This is a genomic window from bacterium, assembly GCA_026129405.1.
GTDB lineage: Bacteria > Desulfobacterota > Binatia > DP-6 > DP-6 > JAHCID01.
In genome coordinates, this window is the sequence record JAHCID010000007.1 from 43,530 (window position 1) to 60,824 (window position 17,295).

Annotated in this window: 13 protein-coding genes; 7 read left to right on the forward strand and 6 right to left on the reverse strand. The window is 72.0% G+C overall.

The features are described from left to right. Position 1: 1 nt before the first annotated feature. Complete coding sequence (locus KIT14_20590; protein MCW5892919.1) at positions 2-793, reverse strand: enoyl-CoA hydratase/isomerase family protein; 792 nt, start codon at positions 791-793, stop codon at positions 2-4. 93 nt (positions 794-886) lie between these two features. Here KIT14_20590 and KIT14_20595 point away from each other — a divergent pair, with 93 nt between their 5' ends. From KIT14_20595 to KIT14_20610, 4 genes are all read left to right on the forward strand, one after another. Then, positions 887-2,125, forward strand: a complete 1,239-nt coding sequence (locus tag KIT14_20595; GenBank protein ID MCW5892920.1) for a hypothetical protein — start codon at positions 887-889, stop codon at positions 2,123-2,125. Between the two features lie 120 nt (positions 2,126-2,245). Beyond that, the gene (locus tag KIT14_20600; GenBank protein ID MCW5892921.1) at positions 2,246-4,573 is read left to right on the forward strand and encodes a choice-of-anchor D domain-containing protein; all 2,328 of its coding nucleotides are present in this window, start codon (positions 2,246-2,248) and stop codon (positions 4,571-4,573) included. A gap of 64 nt (positions 4,574-4,637) precedes the next feature. Beyond that, positions 4,638-4,865: a helix-turn-helix transcriptional regulator gene (locus tag KIT14_20605; protein ID MCW5892922.1), complete on the forward strand. Its 228-nt coding sequence runs from the start codon at positions 4,638-4,640 to the stop codon at positions 4,863-4,865. Next, complete coding sequence (locus KIT14_20610) at positions 4,862-5,104, forward strand: helix-turn-helix domain-containing protein (GenBank protein ID MCW5892923.1); 243 nt, start codon at positions 4,862-4,864, stop codon at positions 5,102-5,104. Before KIT14_20605 ends, KIT14_20610 begins: the two co-directional genes overlap by 4 nt. Here the strand turns inward: KIT14_20610 and KIT14_20615 are convergent. From KIT14_20615 to KIT14_20630, 4 genes are all read right to left on the reverse strand, one after another. Next, positions 5,082-5,987 carry a GNAT family N-acetyltransferase gene (locus KIT14_20615; protein MCW5892924.1) on the reverse strand — a complete coding sequence of 302 codons (906 nt, stop codon included), beginning with the start codon at positions 5,985-5,987 and terminating at the stop codon, positions 5,082-5,084. The genes KIT14_20610 and KIT14_20615 overlap by 23 nt on opposite strands. A 4-nt stretch (positions 5,988-5,991) precedes the next feature. Beyond that, positions 5,992-7,365 (reverse strand): hypothetical protein, encoded by a 1,374-nt coding sequence (locus KIT14_20620; GenBank protein ID MCW5892925.1) that lies wholly within the window; start codon positions 7,363-7,365, stop codon positions 5,992-5,994. Between the two features lie 115 nt (positions 7,366-7,480). Then, positions 7,481-9,928, reverse strand: a complete 2,448-nt coding sequence (gene ptsP / locus KIT14_20625; protein ID MCW5892926.1) for a phosphoenolpyruvate--protein phosphotransferase — start codon at positions 9,926-9,928, stop codon at positions 7,481-7,483. Positions 9,929-9,963: 35 nt separating this feature from the next. Beyond that, positions 9,964-11,127 (reverse strand): DegT/DnrJ/EryC1/StrS family aminotransferase, encoded by a 1,164-nt coding sequence (locus KIT14_20630; protein MCW5892927.1) that lies wholly within the window; start codon positions 11,125-11,127, stop codon positions 9,964-9,966. Positions 11,128-11,288: 161 nt separating this feature from the next. Between KIT14_20630 and KIT14_20635 the strand changes: the two genes are divergently transcribed. Beyond that, the gene (locus KIT14_20635) at positions 11,289-13,580 is read left to right on the forward strand and encodes a PBP1A family penicillin-binding protein (protein MCW5892928.1); all 2,292 of its coding nucleotides are present in this window, start codon (positions 11,289-11,291) and stop codon (positions 13,578-13,580) included. Positions 13,581-13,836: 256 nt separating this feature from the next. Continuing rightward, positions 13,837-15,789 (forward strand): peptidoglycan DD-metalloendopeptidase family protein, encoded by a 1,953-nt coding sequence (locus KIT14_20640; GenBank protein MCW5892929.1) that lies wholly within the window; start codon positions 13,837-13,839, stop codon positions 15,787-15,789. A gap of 51 nt (positions 15,790-15,840) precedes the next feature. Here the strand turns inward: KIT14_20640 and KIT14_20645 are convergent, their stop codons facing one another. Then, entirely contained in the window at positions 15,841-16,866 is a 1,026-nt protein-coding gene (locus tag KIT14_20645; protein ID MCW5892930.1) for a histone deacetylase, read from the reverse strand. Positions 16,867-16,945: 79 nt separating this feature from the next. Here KIT14_20645 and tatB point away from each other — a divergent pair, with 79 nt between their 5' ends. Continuing rightward, entirely contained in the window at positions 16,946-17,272 is a 327-nt protein-coding gene (gene tatB / locus KIT14_20650) for a Sec-independent protein translocase protein TatB (GenBank protein ID MCW5892931.1), read from the forward strand. The last annotated feature ends 23 nt before the right edge of the window (positions 17,273-17,295 follow it).

Here is a 17,295-nt window from a genome sequence, read left to right on the forward strand (position 1 = left end):
CTCAGCGGCCGGTGAAGCGGGGAGCCCGCCGCTCGGCGAGCGCGGCGGTGCCCTCACGCGCGTCGGCGGTCGCGAGCAGCACGCTCTGCGCGAGCTGCTCCACCTGGAGGAACGTCGACGTGTCGAGGTGCGCGCCCAGGTCGACGATGCGCTTCGCCAGGCCGACGGCGAGGGGCGCGTTGCCGGCGATCTCGCGCGCGACCCGCAGGGCCGCGTCGAGGTGGGCGTCGGCGGGAACGACCTCGTGCACCAGCCCGAGACGCAGGGCCTCGTCGGCGGCGACGAGCCGGCCGGTGAGAATCAGCTCCTTGGCCCGGGCGTGACCGACGGTCCGCACCAGGCGGGCCGTGCCCCCGACGTCGGGCACGAGGCCGATCTTCACCTCCGGCAGGCCGATCCGGCAGTCGCGGGTGACGATGCGGACGTCGCAGGCAAGCGCCAGCTCCAGCGCGAGCCCGGGCGCGACCCCGTGCATCGCGACGACGATCGGCTTCTCGACCGCTTCGAAGCGCGACACCAGCGCCTGCATCTCGCCGACGAGCACCCGGAACGGGGCAGGCGGCGCGTCGCCGGCGTCCTCGCGCAGGGTGGCGAAGTCGACACCGGCACTGAACACCTTTCCGGCGCCGTGCAGGACCACCGCGCGCACCTCACGGTCGCGCTCGATCTCGGCCAGCAGCCCCGCCAGGACGCGAAGGACCTCGCGGTTGAGCGCGTTGCGCTTCTCCGGTCGGTTCAAAGTGAGGATCGCGATCGCGTCCTCGCGGCGGCAGGTGACGAGCGCGTCGGTCATGGCAGCCGGGCTTATCGCGGCCCCGCCCGGCTCCGCAACGCACGCGGTCCGGTTTGCCGCCCGCGCGTCGCGTTGCTATGAGCGGGCCTCCGCATGTCTCGCCTGCTTCTCGCCCTCGGCGTCGCGGCGACCCTCGCTGCACCTGCCGCGGCCGGTACCATCCTCTACGCGACGGCCGCTTCGCAGCATCGCGTCGATTCGTTCTGCGTCGGTCCCAACGGCGGGCTCACCAGTGCGCCGCACGGCCAGTTCGAGCTGCGAGGCCGGCGCCCGCGGCGTGTGGTGGTGTCGCCCGACAACAAGTTCCTCTTCGTGGCGCAGATCGATCGCGTCGAGATCTTCGCGATCGGCGCCCGGGGCGACCTCACCCGCGTCGGCAAGGTTCCCGACGTCGCGCGGCGGATGAACCCCCACGATCTCGGCCTCGGGGTCGGCGGGCGGGTCCTCTACGTCCCAGACCGCGTCTTCGGCAACATCGACGCGTACGACCTGAGCAGCCTCTACCCGACCCAGGCGGGCGCGGCGCCGAGCGTTCCGACCGAGCCGTTCAGCTGCATCCGCGGACGCGTCGGAACCGGGTGGGAGAACATCATCGTCCGCGAGAACCTCCCCCAGCCGCTGTTCTACATCTCCAACTCCGACAGCCGCGGCGCGGTGTCGACCTTTCCGCTGACCGGCACGGGCGCCTTCGTCCGCCTCTGCGTCGACCCGGAGACCGGCGAGGTGCTGCGCGATCCGGTCACCGGCAAGCCGCTCGAGTGCGGCGTCTGGGGACAGAACGGCTGCGACGACGACTCCACCGTCACGCCGCCGTCGTCGCGGCGCAAGCGGCTCTCCGGGGCGCAGGCGATGATCCTCGACGGGAACCGGCTCTACGTCGAGGCCCGCTACGCGCGGCAGCTCTCCGCCTTCGACCTCCAGGACGACGGCACCTTCGGCAACCAGCTGCCCGACGGCAACCAGCGCCAGAAGCGGGCCACCAAGACGAACAAGGGCCTGCGCTACGTAGGGCTCGTCATGGCGAACCGCACGCTCCTCATGAGCCACTTCGTGAAGGGCCGTATCGACTCGTATCGGCTGCGCAGCGACGACCGTCTGCCGAAGGAGCCGAGCGAGAGCACGGCGGCGGACGTCCGCACCAGCCCCGTGCGCATGACCGTGTTCAACGACGTGCTCTACGTCGCGTCCGGCGAGGCCAACCGCATCCAGGCGTACCGCCTCTTTCAAGAGGGACAGACGCGCGATCGGTACCCGTTCAGCCAGACCGACTTCCTGCGCGGCTCGTTCCCGAACGACGTCGTGATCGCGACGATCCCGGACGCCTGCAACTAGCTCCCCACGGCGCGGATCGCCCGAGTCCGGAGCTCGTGCTCGGGGCGCTCTAGTACCTTTGGGCAGCACGCGGCGGACGCCGTGCGCGGGACCCACGCGTCGACGCAGAGCGACGCAGAAATGTCGTTGCGCACTACGGCGGGCCTGCGTATCGTCCGACCTCGCGCCATGCTCCGTCGCCTCCGCGTCGCGCCGCTGCTCGGTCTCGTCCTGCTCACGCTCGCGGCTGCGCCCGCCCCGGCGGCGCGCAAGCCGCCGCCGGTGGATGCGCTCCTGCGCATCGTCTCGCCCGTCGGCAAACGCGTACCCGCCCACCCGCACGTCAACATCCTGGTGTCGTTCGGCGTCGCCGAAGGCGTTCCGGCCGACGTCTCGACGTTCCGCGCGCGCACCGGCCGCCGCGACCTCACCAGCGACTTCACGCCGATCACCGATGCTTCGGGCCGCGTGACCGGCATGCGCGGCCGCCTCGAGCGGGGCGACATCAAGATCGGCCGGCGGCGGACGAACCGCATCCGCTTCGTGGTCGAGGCGCAGCGGCCGGCGGGCAGCAAGGGCAAGAAGAAGATGCGCGACATCGATCGCATCCGCTTCCGCGCGATCGAAACCGACAACCTCGCACCCGTCGCCATCCTGCCCGAGTCCGCCGTCGCCGTCCCCGACCTGCCCTACCAGTTCGACGCCACCGACAGCTACGATCCCGAGAACGACGCGCTGACGTATCTGTGGGACTTCGGCGACGGCACGACGTCGACCGAGGCGCGCCCCGAACACACGTACTCGAGCGACACCGGCGACGTCACCGTGCGGCTCACCATCCACGACGGACAGGCCGCCGGCGAGAGCACGATGCGCGTGCTCTCGGTACCACCCATCCCCGACGGCACCACGCCGGGCGTCGTGCAGATCCGCTCCGACAGCGGGCTCGAGTTCGGCCCGGTCGCGCCGGGCACGTCCGCCACCCGCGTCTTCACGGTGACGAACCTCGACGAAGACCCGATGAGCTGGGTCGCGGCCCGGATCGGTCACACCGGCGCGGGCTTCACCATCACGCCGGAAGAGGTCTCGCTCCCGTCCGGCGAGAGCGCCGACGTCACGGTGACCTTCGCGCCGACCGAGGAGGGGCACCGCTCGGCGCAGTTCGGCGTCATCGCCAACGCGTCGAACCGCAACTACGTCAGCTTCCTCGCACACGGGTACGGCGGCAGCGGCGCCGGCACCGGACCGACCCTCGCGGCCCAGCCGCTCTTCTATACCGACCTCGTGCCGTCGCTGTTCGGCTTCGGCATCTTCGCGATCCTGCCCGACGGTACGCGCAAGGCCATCGACAACGGCGTCCACACCTGCGAGGCGCCGCTCAACGGGCCGGGCACGGGCGACTTCTGTGTCGTCAACGCCGACTGCGCCGGCAACGGCGGCACCTGCCTCCAGAGCTCGACGTGTCTCAGCGGACCGAACGCGGGCCGGCCGTGCGCCGGTCCCGGCGACTGCCCGGACGGCTTCTGCCCGGCCTACGCGCTCTTCGATCCGCTCGAGCTGTGCGGCGACGGGGCCGGCGGCATCTTCGTCCTCAGCGACGAGGGCACCTACACCGACCCCTCGCCCGGCGCGAACGAGCTGGCCGTGAGCGTTCTGCGCCTCTCGATCGACGAGCAGGCGAACGTCACCGACCGGGCGATCATCGACCGCGCCAACACCGAGACGCTCCACCTCGCGTGCGACGGCTTCGGTGCTTCCGCGGGCGGCCGCGTCTATCTCTCCGAGTACCGCACGGTCGCCGATCAGCCGAACTGCTTCCGCACCGAGAAGGAGGCGCTGGTCGCCGTGCGCAAGAGCAACGGCAACAACCAGACGCTCATGTCGCGCATCGACTCCGCGTTCGGCTACTCCGAGTGCGGCAACGACGGCGAGGACTTCGTCGCCCACCTCGAGTCGTCGGCCGACGGCCAGCAGGTCTACGCCAGCTCCGAGCTGAGCGGCCTCTGGCGCATCCGTCCCACGCCGCTGCTCTTCACGCAGGACGCCGATGAGCTCTTCCGCCTGCACCCGGACGGCAGCGTCCTCATCGCCACCAGCACGGACCCACCCGACCTGAAGACGCTCGGCATCATCAACCTCTATCGCATCAGCCCGGACCAGGTGCAGGGCGGCCCCCTGCCCCTCGGCCCCCTCGCGCCGTGCGCCACGTTCACGGTCCCGAACCACGGCGACGCGGAGAACCAGGGACGCAGCGGCGTGATCAGCTTCGCTGCGGCGCCGGTCGCGCCGGGCTCGCGCGACGCAGTCGTCCTGGTCTCGGTGGCCGCCGGGGCGCGCGGTATTGACGAGGTCATCAGCCCGAACCTGAAGATGCGCACGACGCTCGCGTTCTTGGTGCCCACCGACAGTACGACGTGCACGGCGCTCGGCCCGATCAACCTCGAGACGTTCGACCAGCTGACGTTCTGATCGTCCGCTCCAAGGCGTGGGCCCGGCCTTGCGCGGCGGCAGGCCCGATCGCATGGTCGCGCGCATGGCGCGACCCGTTCGGCCCCCGGCGACCCGAATCGTCAACCGCCTGCCGGCGCTGCTGGCCGCACGCGGCATGACCTGGGGCGAGCTGCGACGCCGCACGCTGCTGCCGGCGCGCATGCTCTCCCGCCTGCGCGCCGCCGACGCGAATCCCCGGCTTCGGGTGGCCGAGCGCGTGGCGGCCGCGCTCGACGTCCGCATCGAAGACGTCTGGCGGTGCCGCCCATGAGCCGCAACGCCCTCGTGCGGCTGCTCGCCGAGCGCGCCTGGACCGATGCCGAGCTCGCGGAACGCGCGGGGCTCGACCGCGCGCACCTGAACCTGCTCAAGAACGGGCGCGCGCTGCCGACCGTCGCCACCGCGCTGGCCATCGCCCGCGCGCTCGGGGTGTCCGTGGCCGCCGCGTTTCCGCCCGGCTCGAGCACGGCGCGGCGGACACGCGGCGTCACATCATGTCGCCGTTCATGAGGACGTAGTTCGGCGGCGGTGCCGTCCCGCCGCCGCGCACGAGATACTGACAGGCGCGGAACACCCGGAAGCCGAGCGCGAGAAGGCCGTCGACCAGGCGGCGATCGCCGGCGGCGACGAGGATGCGCAGGCGATGTCCCTCGGCCGACATCGGCTGCGCCAGCCCGGCGACGAGGAGCAGCAGGACGTCGACGTCGTCGGCGGCGGCGGAGCCGAGATAGCCGAGGTCGCGGAAGCCGATGCCGAACACGTAGCCGGCGAACGCGCCGGCGCGCTCCGCGACGAGCGCACGCCCCCGCCGCAGATAGAGATCGACGCTCTGCGGACGCGGGGCGCCGAACGCGCGGCCGTCGCGCTCGACGAGCCGGCTGCGGTCGGGCGTGTCGGCCGGCCGCACGACGGTCCCGGCGACCGCCGGCGCCACGCAGCTCGCTCCCGCCCGCAGCTCGAGCTCGAGCAGGGGCGCCACGACCCGAAAGCCGCAGCGCAGGTAGAGGCCGAGGGACGCCGCGTTGAAGCTCTCGTGCACCAGACGGACCTGCGGCACGCGCGGCCCGGCGATCTCGAGGCAGCGCTCGACGAGCGCGCGGCCGATGCCGCGGCGCTGGGAACGCGGCTCCACGGCGACCGGGCCCAGCGTCGCCACGGGGCCGCGCGGATGCACCCACGCCATGCCGACGATCTCGTCGTCGACCTCGGCCACGAGCCCCCCGAGCGCGTCGAACCCGAGCAGGTGACGCACGTAGCTGCGGCTGTCCGCCGGCGACGTCACCGTCGGCGGCTGGCCGTGGCGCAGGGCGACGTCGAGGAAGGCGGTGAAGTTGACGTCGCCGGCGCGCTCGACGTCGCGCTCCTCGATCGGGCGGACGCTGACCGCCCCCATCGGATCAGTCCGCCTCTTCCGGCGGGCCGGGCGCGACGAACAGCAGGCCGCGGGGACGCGCCGGTCCCGTGTCGCCGTGCGGCCAGCTCGTGCGATCGAAGTCGACGCCGACCTCGTCGGTGACCTCGTCACGGAAGGCGCCGTCGAACCGCAGCGCGCCGGTCGTGCGGTCGAGGCGCAGCATGTAGACACGCCGATCGCCGTCGAGGGCGTAGGTCGGCACGTCGACGCCGTAGTCGGCGACGGCGATGCGCACGCCGTCGAGCGCCATGGCGAGGGCATGCGGGCCGCCCTCGCGCGCGGCGTCGGCGGCGTCCGGAGCCGCGCCCGGGTCGCGGCCGAAGCCGACCGCGCCCACGCGTCGCGGCTTCCACGGGTCCTGCACGTCGAGCGACACGACCTGGTTCTTCCCGGTGAGGGCGGTCACGTACCACCGGTCGTCGGGCGTGAGGGCCGCCTCGCCCGGCTTCGAGCCGGCGCCGAAGTCGAACGCGAGCTTGAAGAGCGGGCTCTCGGTCTGGAGCGAGTCCGAGACGTAGAGCGCCCCGCCCTCGTGCGTGTTCACCAGCGCGAACGGCCGGCCGCGGAAGATGCGCGGCGTATGCGGGCCGAGGTTCTCCTCTCCGCGCGGACCGGCCTCGAGCACCGCGGGGCGGCCGAGCGTCAGGTTGGGGAGCTTCCACGTCTGCACCGTGATGCCCGGCATGAGCTCGCCGCGCGTGGTGCCGGCGAAGCCGTGGGCTTCGTTCGTGGTGAGCAAGATCCCCGCCTGCGAGCGGATCGCAACGCCTCCGGGGGCGGTGACGTAGGCCCGCGACCCGGGGCCGACGGCCGGGATCTCCTTCACGAACTTGCCGTCGTTGCCGAGGATGAGCAGGCCGCCCGGCGCACCGAGCACCTCGCGCGGCTCGCCCGTGTAGCCGATCTGATCGGCACAGGTGACGGCGACACGTCCGCCCGGCAGCGTGGCCACGTTGCGCGGCGCGCCCAGGGTGCGGTCGCCTTTGGCCTCGTAGACGTACGAGAGCGTGCCTTTCGCGGGATCGCGCAGGTCGAAGACGAAGACCCGGTTCGTGAGCAGGCCGGTGGCGAAGAGCCGGCGATCGTAGCGTAGCTCGCCGTTCACGCCGTGCGGCTCGTTGCCGCGCGATTTCACCGGGATGGTGCGGATCACCTTGCCGTAGCTCCGCGAGCTCCAGTCGGCGTCGATGATCGCGAGGAAATCGGAATGCTTGCGGTCCGCGTCCCCGGCCCACACGGCGAGGTACTTCTCCCCCGCAGGCTCGAAGCCGCCGCCCCCGCCGGTGCCGGCACAACCCGCCACCGTCACCGCGAGCATCAAGAGCCCGCCCACCCGACCCCACAGCCCACTCGGCATGGCGCGCCTCTCTACAACCGGCGTCGTCCGCTGTCCACGAACGGACCGTCGGGGTTCCGGGCGGCGGGCCGCCGGGACCCCCGACCGGTCCGCCCGGCCGCCCGCCGCACCGGGCTCAGTGATAGAACTCCATCAGCTCGATGATGCCGAGGCTCTTCATCCCGTCGAACAGATAGCCCTTCACTTCCTTCACGGTGGGCAGCCCGAGGATGTCGCGCGTGAGCGCGCGCACCGTCGCATCGGGGACCGAGCGGATGATGCGCTTCACCACCGGGATGAAGAACGGCCCCATGGAGAGATCGTCGAGCCCGAGCCCGAGCAGCACGAGCGTGCAGAGCGGATCGGCCGCCATCTCGCCGCAGATCCCGACCGATTTCCCCGCGCCCTTGGCCGCCTGCACGGTGTCGTGGATCGCCGCGAGGACCGCAGGATGGAGCGGCTCGAAGAGGCTCGCGACCTTCGCGTTCCCGCGATCGACGGCGAGGAGGTACTGGATCAGGTCGTTGGTGCCGATCGAAAAGAAATCGACCTCGCGGATCAGGTGCGACGCGAGCGCCACCGCCGACGGCACCTCGACCATGATGCCGACCGGCACCGTGGCGTCGAACTCGCGGCCGCGCGCGCGCAGCTCGTCCTTGGCCTCCTCGATCAGCTCCTTCGCACGCCGCACTTCCTCCACCCCTGAGATCATCGGCAGGAGGATGCGGATGCGGCCCAGCGTCGCGACGCGGAGCAGGGCGCGGATCTGCGTCTTGAATAGCTCGGGCATCTCGAGCGAGATGCGGATCGAGCGCCAGCCGAGGAACGGGTTCCGCTCGGGCGCGAGGTGGAGATACGTCGGCGCCTTGTCCGCCCCGACGTCGAGCGTGCGGATCGTCACCTGCCGCCCCTCCATGCTGCGCACGACGCGCGCATAGAGCTGGTACTGCTCCTCCTCGTCGGGGAGGTCGCGGAAGGTGAGGAAGGGGAACTCGGTGCGATAGAGCCCGATGCCGTCGGCACCGTGCCGGTGCACGAAGTGCAGGTCGGCGACGAGGCCGATGTTGGCGTGCAGGTTGACGCGGCGCCCGTCGGTGGTCTCCGCCGGCATCGCCTTCAACGCGTCGAGCTCGCGGTTGAAGGCGCGGTACTCGCGGTCGAGACGCTCGTACTCGCGCGTGACGTCGACGGGCGGGTTCACGTAGACGACGCCCGAGTTGCCGTCGACGATGAGCTGGTCGCCCTCGTGGACGTCCTCGCCCTGCGTGGGCCGCGCCCCGACGACGGTCGGGATCTCGAACGACTTGGCGAGGATGGTGACGTGCGACGTCGTCCCGCCGGTCGCGAGCACGATGCCGCGCAGGTGCTCGTGGTCGATGACCGACAGGTCGGAGATGGTCACCTCGTCGGCCACGAGCACCGTGTCCGGCTCGAGCGCCCGCTCCGGCTCCTCGACCCCGAGCAGGTTGCGCAGCAGCCGCAGGCCGACGTCCTTCACGTCGGCGGCGCGCTCGGCCAGGTACGGGTCGCTCATGTTCGCGAAGCTCGCGAGATACTCCTCGACGACCCGGCGGAGCGCGGCCTCGGCGCCCGCGCCGCCCTTGATCTCGGCGTCGATCTTGCCGAGGAAACCGCGGTCCTCGAGCATCATCCGATGCGCCTCGATGATGTTGACGTCGAACTCCGGCAGCCGCCGCGCCAGACGCACCTTCAGCGCCTCGAGCTCGCGGATCGACTCGGAGACGGCGCGGTGGAAGCGGACCTTCTCGGCGGCGGGATCGGCGGCGGCACGATCCTCGACCATCGCCAGCGACACCGGCGGCTGGAGGATGTATGCGCGGCCGGCCCCGAAGCCCGGCGCGGCCGGCAGTCCCACGAGCCGGCCGTGGCGCGCGCGGCGCGGCGCGGGCTGCGTCTCCTCGCCGATCGTCTTCTCGTAGGCCTGGAGCCGCTTCACCGCGGCCATCATGCGCCGGCGGTACTCGCGCCGCTCCTCCTCCTTGCTGCGCAGGTCCTCGAGGAGGCGCGCCTGGACGATGATGCCGGCCACCTGGCTCGCGATCGCACGCAGGAGGCGCATCTCGTTGCCGGAGAACTTGCGCCGGCGGAGCGTCTGCACGACGAGCACGCCGAGGGGCGTCCCGCGGTCGACGATGGGCACGCCGGCGAACGAGTGGTAGCGCTCCTCGCCCGTCTCCGGGAAGTACTTGTAGCGGGGATGCGCGATGGCATCGACGACCATCACCGGCTCAAGCTTCTCGATGGCCATGCCGGTGAGACCCTCGCCGACGTCCATCGACACCTTGCCGATCGCCGATTGCTCGAGGCCCGTCGTGGCGGTGAGCGTCAGCCGCTGCTGGCGCGGGTCGAGAAGGTAGGCCGAGCAGACGTCGGTGCTGGTGCGCCGCGCGATGACCTCGACGATGCGCTGGAGCGTATCCTCGAGCTCCTCGGTGGCGTGCTCGGTGATCGCGCTGACGTCTTCGAGGACGCGGAACCCGGTGCTCTTCTTCTTCGCACCGTGTGGGGCGTCGGCGCCGCCGCGGCTGCTGGCGCTACCGGGCTTGCGCGTCTCCGCCTTCATCGCCCGCGGGATCGTAGCCCAGAGCTACGCCACCCTCAATCCGAGCCGGCCGCACGGCCGCGCGCCGGCTCCGCGCCGTAGAAGGCCCCGACGGCCGCGACGACACGCTCCACCTGGGCCCGTGCGAGCTGCGGCCACATGGGCAGCGCGAGGACCTCGTCCGCCGCGCGCTCCGACACCGGAACGCCGCACGGCACGTCGGCCCGGTCGCGCATCGCCGGCTGCCGGTGGAGGGGCGTGCGGTAGTAGACCTGGGTGCCGATGCCCTCCCGGCCGAGGTGGGCCTGGAGGGCGTCGCGGTCGCGCGCCCGCACCGTGTAGACGTGGAAGACGTGGGCCTCCCCGCCCGGGGCCGGCAGCCGCAGCGGGCCGCCCACCCCCGCGAGTCCCGCCGCCGCGAACCCCTCCGCGTACCACGCCGCGATCGCACGCCGGCGGACGTTCCACGCGTCGAGATGGGGCAGCTTGGCGCCGAGCGCGGCCGCCTGGACGGCATCGAGCCGCGAGCACAACCCGACGCCCTCGTGGACGTACGGGGCGACGAGCCCCTGGTTGCGCTCGCGCCGGACGTGGTCGGCGACGGCCGGATCGCTCGTCAGCAGCATGCCGCCGTCGCCGATCCCGCCGAGGTTCTTCGTGGGGTAGAAAGAGATGGCTCCTGCACGTCCCAACGAGCCGGCCGGGCCGGCGGCCGTGCCCGCGCCCACGGCCTGCGCCGCATCCTCCAGCAGCCACAGCCCGTGTCGGGCGGCGACGGCGCCCAGCGCGTCCATGTCGGCCACCCGGCCGAAGAGATGCACCGGCACGATGCCGGCGATATCGGCCCCGTCGCGCGCGAGGACCGCCTCCACCGCCGCGGGGTCGAGGTTCAGCGTCTCGGGGTCGACGTCGGCGAAGACCGGGCGGGCGCCGAGGCGCAGGATCGTGCTCGCGGTCGCCCAGAAGGTGAACGGCGTGGTGAGCACCCGCGTACCCGGGCCGACACCGAGCGCCCGAAGGCCCAGGGCCAGCGCGTCGGTGCCGGAGGCCACTCCGAGCGCGAAGCGCACGCCGCAGTACTCGGCCATGGCCGCCTCGAAGCGCTCGCCGTGGGGCCCGAGAACGTACTGGCGCGAGTCGAGCACCTCGGCGACGGCCGCGCGGACGGCGGCGCCCACCTCGCGGTCCTGGGCGCCGAGATCGAGGAACGGGACGGACATCGCGGGGCGGAGGTTTACGGACTCCGTCCGGGCGTGTCGAGGCGGGACGTCCTTGTGCGCCCTCCCCCGGATCGCTACCCTCCGGCCCACACGTCATGGCGCAACGACCCCGGCGCGGAAGCGCGTTGCGGCGGATCTTTGGGTGGACCGTCTTCGCTGGGGTGCTGGCCGTCGGTATCGTCGGCTTCGTCGTCTGGCGGGAGGTCACGACCGACCTCCCCCCCGTCGACCAGCTCCTGTCCTACCAGCCGCCCGAAGCAACCCGCATCTTCGCGGAGGACGGCACGCTGATCGGCGAGTTCTTCGTCGAGCGGCGCTACGTGGTCCCGCTCGCGCGCCTCCCTCCCCACGTCCGCAACGCCTTCGTCGCCGCCGAGGACGCCGAGTTCTACCGGCATCCGGGCGTCGATCCCGTCAGCGTCGCGCGCGCGTTCGTGCGCAACCTGGCCAGCAAGCAGGTCGTCCAGGGCGGCAGCACGATCACCCAGCAGGTGGTGAAGACGCTGCTCCTCAACCCCGAGCGCAGCTACGAGCGCAAGGCCAAGGAGATGATCCTGGCGCTGCGCCTCGAGACCAAGCTCACGAAGGACGACATCCTCTACCTGTACGTCAACCAGATCTACTTCGGCGGCGGTGCCTACGGCGTCGCGGCGGCGGCGCGCACCTACTTCGACGCCGACGTCGAGGATCTGACGATCGCCCAGGCCGCCCTGCTCGCCGGCCTGCCGCAGCTGCCGAGCTTCTACGATCCGCAGCGCCACCCGAAGCGGGCGCACGCCCGCAAGCGCTACGTCCTCGACCGCATGCGCAAGGAGCGCTTCATCACCGAGCAGCAGTACCTCGACGCGCTCGACGAGACGATCGTCGTCCAGCCGCGCAAGCCGGCCACGTACCTGGCGGCGCCCTGGTACGTCGAGCACGTCCGCCGCCTCCTCGAGGAGCGCTACGGCGGCACGGCGGCGGCGCAGCTCGGGCTGCGCGTCTACACCGCCGTCGACCTCCAGATGCAGGCGGCGGCCGAAGAGGCGCTGCAGGAGGGTCTCCGCGATCTCGACCGCCGCCAGGGCTTCCGCGGGCCGGTCCGCAAGCTCGAGCCGCGCAAGATCGACGCGTTCCTCGCCCACGAAGCGGCGCTCCAGTCGCCCGACGACCCCCACCGCCACGCCGTCGTCACCGCCGTACGCACCGGCGGTCTCCAGGTGCGCACGGCCTGGGAGCGTGGCGAGATCCCCGCGTCGGCGCTCGTCTGGGGCAAGCGGGCGCTCGGCACGGCGGGGTTCAAGCCCGGCGACGTGCTCGTCGTCACGCGCACCGCCGAGACCGGCGACGGCGTCGCGCGCTTCGTGCTCGACCAGGACCCGCAGGTCCAGGGCGCGATCGTCTCCTTCGACACCTACACTGGACAGGTGAAGGCGATGGTCGGGGGCTACTCGTTCGGGCGCAGCCAGTTCAATCGGGCCGTCCAGGCGCGCCGCCAGCCGGGCTCGTCGATCAAGCCGCTGCTGTACGCCGCCGCGATGGACCACGGCTTCACGCCGGCGTCGGTCGTCGTCGACGCCCCGCTCTCCTTCCCGGGCGGCAACGGCAAGCTGTGGACGCCGAAGAATTACGGCGGCAAGTACTACGGTGCGGTCACGCTGCGGAACGCGCTCCAGCGCTCGCTCAACACCGTCACCGTCCGCCTGGTCGACCAGATCGGGCTCGACTACACGCGCCAGTACCTCGACCGCTTCGGCTTCTCGAAGCCGGCGCCGCGCAACCTGTCGCTGGCCCTCGGCAGCCACGAGGTGACGCCGATCGAGCTGACGCGCGCCTACGGCGTGTTCGCGACCCTCGGCAAGCGCTTCGAGCCGATCTTCATCACCGCCGTCACCGACCGTGAGGGCCGGCCGATCGACTTCGGCAACACGCGCCCTCGCTTCGAGCGCGTGATGAGCCCGGCCACGGCCTACATCATGACGAGCATGATGGAGTCGGTGGTCCAGAACGGCACCGGCCGCCGCGCCGCCGAGCTGGAGCGACCCGCCGCGGGCAAGACCGGCACCACCAACGACACGCACGACGCCTGGTTCGTCGGCTTCACCCCGGAGCTGGTGACCGGGGTGTGGATCGGCTTCGACTCGGAGCGCTCGCTCGGCCCGAAGGAGACGGGCGGCGTCGCCGCCGCACCGGTGTGGACGAACTTCATGAAGGCGGCGCTGGCCGGGCGTCCGGTGGTCGACTTCCCCGTTCCCGACGGCGTCTCGTTCGCGCAGATCGATCCCGGCAACGGACTGCGTGCGGTCTCCGGCAGCGCGCAGAAGCTCGAGGTGTTCGCCGCCGGCTCGGAGCCGACCGAGTTCACGCACGCCCCCGAGGCCGTCGACCCCGATGCGGCCATCGCGGCCGATCCGGCGAGCGCCACGGCCCCGGCGCCGAGCGCCGAGTCGCCCGCCGGCACCGACGGCTTCTGATCGGTCAGGGCTCGGCCGGCGACGCCCGCCGGCAGCCCCGCCGTCTCGGCGCGCGGACCGGGTGTCTCGTCCGATGGACGGCTGCGATGCATCGTGGCGTCGCGACCCCTGCCGACAGGGCGTCCGGACCGCGCCGCGCGATGGTGCGCGCCTTGCTTGCGGGTATGGCGCCTGCGCGACCGCGCACGCCTCCACGAACGATCTCGTGGCGCTCCACAACGCCGGCACCCACTCGACCGGATGAAAGCGAGCCGCGATGCCCCCAGTCGGAATCAAGAACAACAACTACCTGAACGTGAAGAACGGCCCCGATCCGTGGATGGACGCGCACGGCAAGCCGTCGCGCACCGACGCCCGCGGCCACGCGGTCTTCGCGGATCCGGCGTACGGCGTGCGGGCGGGCCTCCGCCAGCTGCGAACCTACTTCGTGAAGCATCGCTGCCGCACCGTCCTGGCGATCCTGTCCCGCTGGGCGCCGGCCTCCGACACGATCGGCTCACTGCCCGGAAACCCGCACAACAACCCCAGCCAGTACGCCGTCTTCGTCTCGAACCGCATGGGCATTGCGATCGACCAGCCGCTGGAGCTGTTCGACGAGGACGGGAACGTCGACGACGTCGGACAGCTGCGCCGCCTGTTCGCGGCGATGGCTGCGTACGAGATCGGCGGCGGCTTCGAGGTGCCGGAGGCCGAGCTCACCGCGGGGCTTGCGCTCGTCGACCCGGGGGCAGGAAAGACGGCGAGCGGCCCGGCCCCCGCGCCGCTCGCGGATGCCCACGACTGGCGAATCGGCGGCTCCGTCGGGCGCGCCGACCGCGCGAAGAACGACCCTACCGACGTCGAGACCGTCCAGTCGATGCTGCGCAGCGCGGCCATGATCCTCGGCGATGCCCGCTTCGATCCCGGCTCGATCGATGGATCGATCGCGGCGAAGTCGGCGAAGTCGAACACGGTACAGGCGATCGTGGCCCTGCAGGAGCGGTTCATGTCGAAGCCGGACGGGGTGATGGAGCCCGGCGGGCGCACATGGCAGGAGCTCGTCCGCATCGTCGGCGGCGGCGTGGTGGCGTCGGGCGCGGCGGCGGCGAGCACCGGGCGGGAGTGCTTCCCCCTCGCCGCGATACCGGCCGCGGACTGGACGAAGGACGCACGCCGCTTCGGCGCCGCCCGCTCGAGGGATCGCGTGCACGCAGGCAGCGATCTGTACGCTCCGGCCGGCTCGACGATCTACGCGGTCATGGACGGCACCGTCGTGCGCGGCCCGTACGCCTTCTACGCCGGGACGTTCGCGCTCGAGATCGACCACGGGAGCGTCCTCGCCCGCTACGGCGAGATCCAGCAGGACACGATGGTACGGCAGAACGATCGCGTCGTCGCGGGGCAGCCGATCGCGCGTGTCGGACACCTCGTAGGTATCTCGGTCCCGAGCGACATGCTGCACCTCGAGCTCTACGACAAGACGGCGCACGGTCCCCTGACGGTGCCGAAGGCGAGCAGCGCGATCGCGCCCGACGGGCGCGCCTACATGCGTCGCAAAGACCTCACCAACCCCGAGCCGTACCTGGAGCGCTGGCACCGGCATCTGCCCGTGACGGCCGCGCCCGTGGCCATCCCTCCCGCCGCCGCAGCCGGGCGCAGCGCGGACGCATCCACACCGGCACCGCCGAGCATCCCCGGCACGGGCTTCTGTCTCCACATACGCCGCCGGCGTGAGGAGGAGCGCACCGGCATGGGCTACGCGCGTACCGTCGGCGACTACCAGTGCTTCTGGAACGGCGAGCCGATTCACGACCTCGAGGGCCAGATGGTCGAGCGGGGCGGCCCCGGTGACAACACCCCGCTCGGCGTGTCGAGCCATCGCCGCATCGCCGCGGGCCGCTACCCGATCGTGATCCACGCCGGCACGAAGTACCGGACCTATCGCTACGCGGCGGCGGGCTCGCCCCTACCGGGTCTCGGATTGATCGATACCGGAGTACGCACCGCGATCCTCGTGCATCCGGCACATCACGCACACGGCTACCTGTCGAGCATCGGCTGCCTCAATCCGGCCGTCGGCCTGCGCGACGCCGACTCCCGCATCGCGCTCGACGACAGCCGCAACCGCGTGATCGCACTGATCGAAGGCATGAAGGCGAAGCTCGGCGATCGCTTCCCGCGCAGCGGCTCCGTACCCGACGCCGTGGTGGTGATCGAAGGCGAGCCGTAGACGTCGCCCGGCACGCATCGCCGAAGCGAGCCCGTCGTCCGGTCGTCGTGCCTAGAAGTCCCAGTACGGCGCGTGGGCCGCGCGCACGCGCTCGAGCACCGGGTCGAAGCGATACGGATCGCCGGTCGCGAGCGCCGCGCGGGACGCGTTGCCGCGCAGCACGCCGAGCACCGTGTCGACGCCGTCGACGAGCGCGTCGAGGGCGTAGCCGCCCTCCAGCACGGCGGCGATGCGGCCGCCCGCCGTCTCCTCGGCGATCTGGCGACAGACCCCCGCCATCGCGGCGATGCCGCCCGGTGTGACCGCGAGCCCGCCCAGGGGATCGCGCAGGTCGCAGTCGAAGCCGGCGGAGACGAGCACGAAGTCGGGGCGGAACTGCCGGCACACCGGCAGGACCGCCTCGCGAAAGGCGCGGGCGAGCTCGGCGTCGCCGAAGCCGGCGGACAGCGGCAGGTTCAGCGTGCGTCCCGCCCCCGCGCCGCTGCCCACCTCGTCGGCCGCCCCCGTGCCCGGGTACCACGGCCACTGGTGCGTGGAGACGTAGAGGACGTCGGGGTCGGCTTCGAAGAGATGCTGCGTGCCGTTGCCGTGGTGGAGATCCCAGTCGATCACCACCACGCGCTCGAGGCCGCGGCGGCGGAGGTGCGTCGCCGCGATGGCGACGTTGTTGAAGAAGCAGAAACCCATGGCCCGATCGCGCTCCGCATGGTGTCCGGGCGGCCGTACCAGGGCCATGCCGTTGTCGACGGCGCCGTCGACCACGGCGTCGCACAGCTCGAGCAGCCCGCCGGTGGCGAGACGCGCGGCCTCCCACGACCGGGCCGACGCGTGCGTGTCGGGATCGAACATCGTGTGCGCTCGCCCGGCCGTGGCTGCGACGCGGTCGACGAGCGCCGGCGTGTGCACCTGCGCTATCTCGGCTTCGGTCGCCGGGCGCGCGTGCAGACGTACGAAACCATGCGCGTCGCGCAGGTGATCGTGCAGGACGCGCAGGCGGTCGGGACGCTCCGGATGTCCGCGGCCGGGGTCGTGCGCGAGCATGCGATCGTCGAACACGAGCCCCGTACCGCCGGCCATGGGCGACGCATACCAGAGGCCAGGTGAGCCCGCGACCGCGAAATTGACTCCCTGCAGCGAGCAGACTACCCTCGCCGCGATGTTCGGCATCGGCATGCCCGAGCTGATCGTGATCCTGGTGGTCGCGCTCGTCGTGCTCGGGCCGAAGCGCCTCCCCGAAGTGGCGCGCACGCTCGGCAAGGCCATGTCCGAGTTCCGCCGCCAGTCGTCGGAGATCATGGACGAGTTCCAGGCGCAGGCGCGCATCGACGACGAGGAGAAGCGCCGGCGCACGCGCCCGAAGCCGCCGAGCGGCCCGCCTCCGGGTACCATGGCGAAGGGCGCCGCCGCCGCGCCCGCCGAGCAGCCCGAGTCCGCGACGGCGGCGACTCCGCCCGCCGACACCCCCGAGCCGGGCACGGCCTGATCCGTCCCCGATCGATCGCCGAT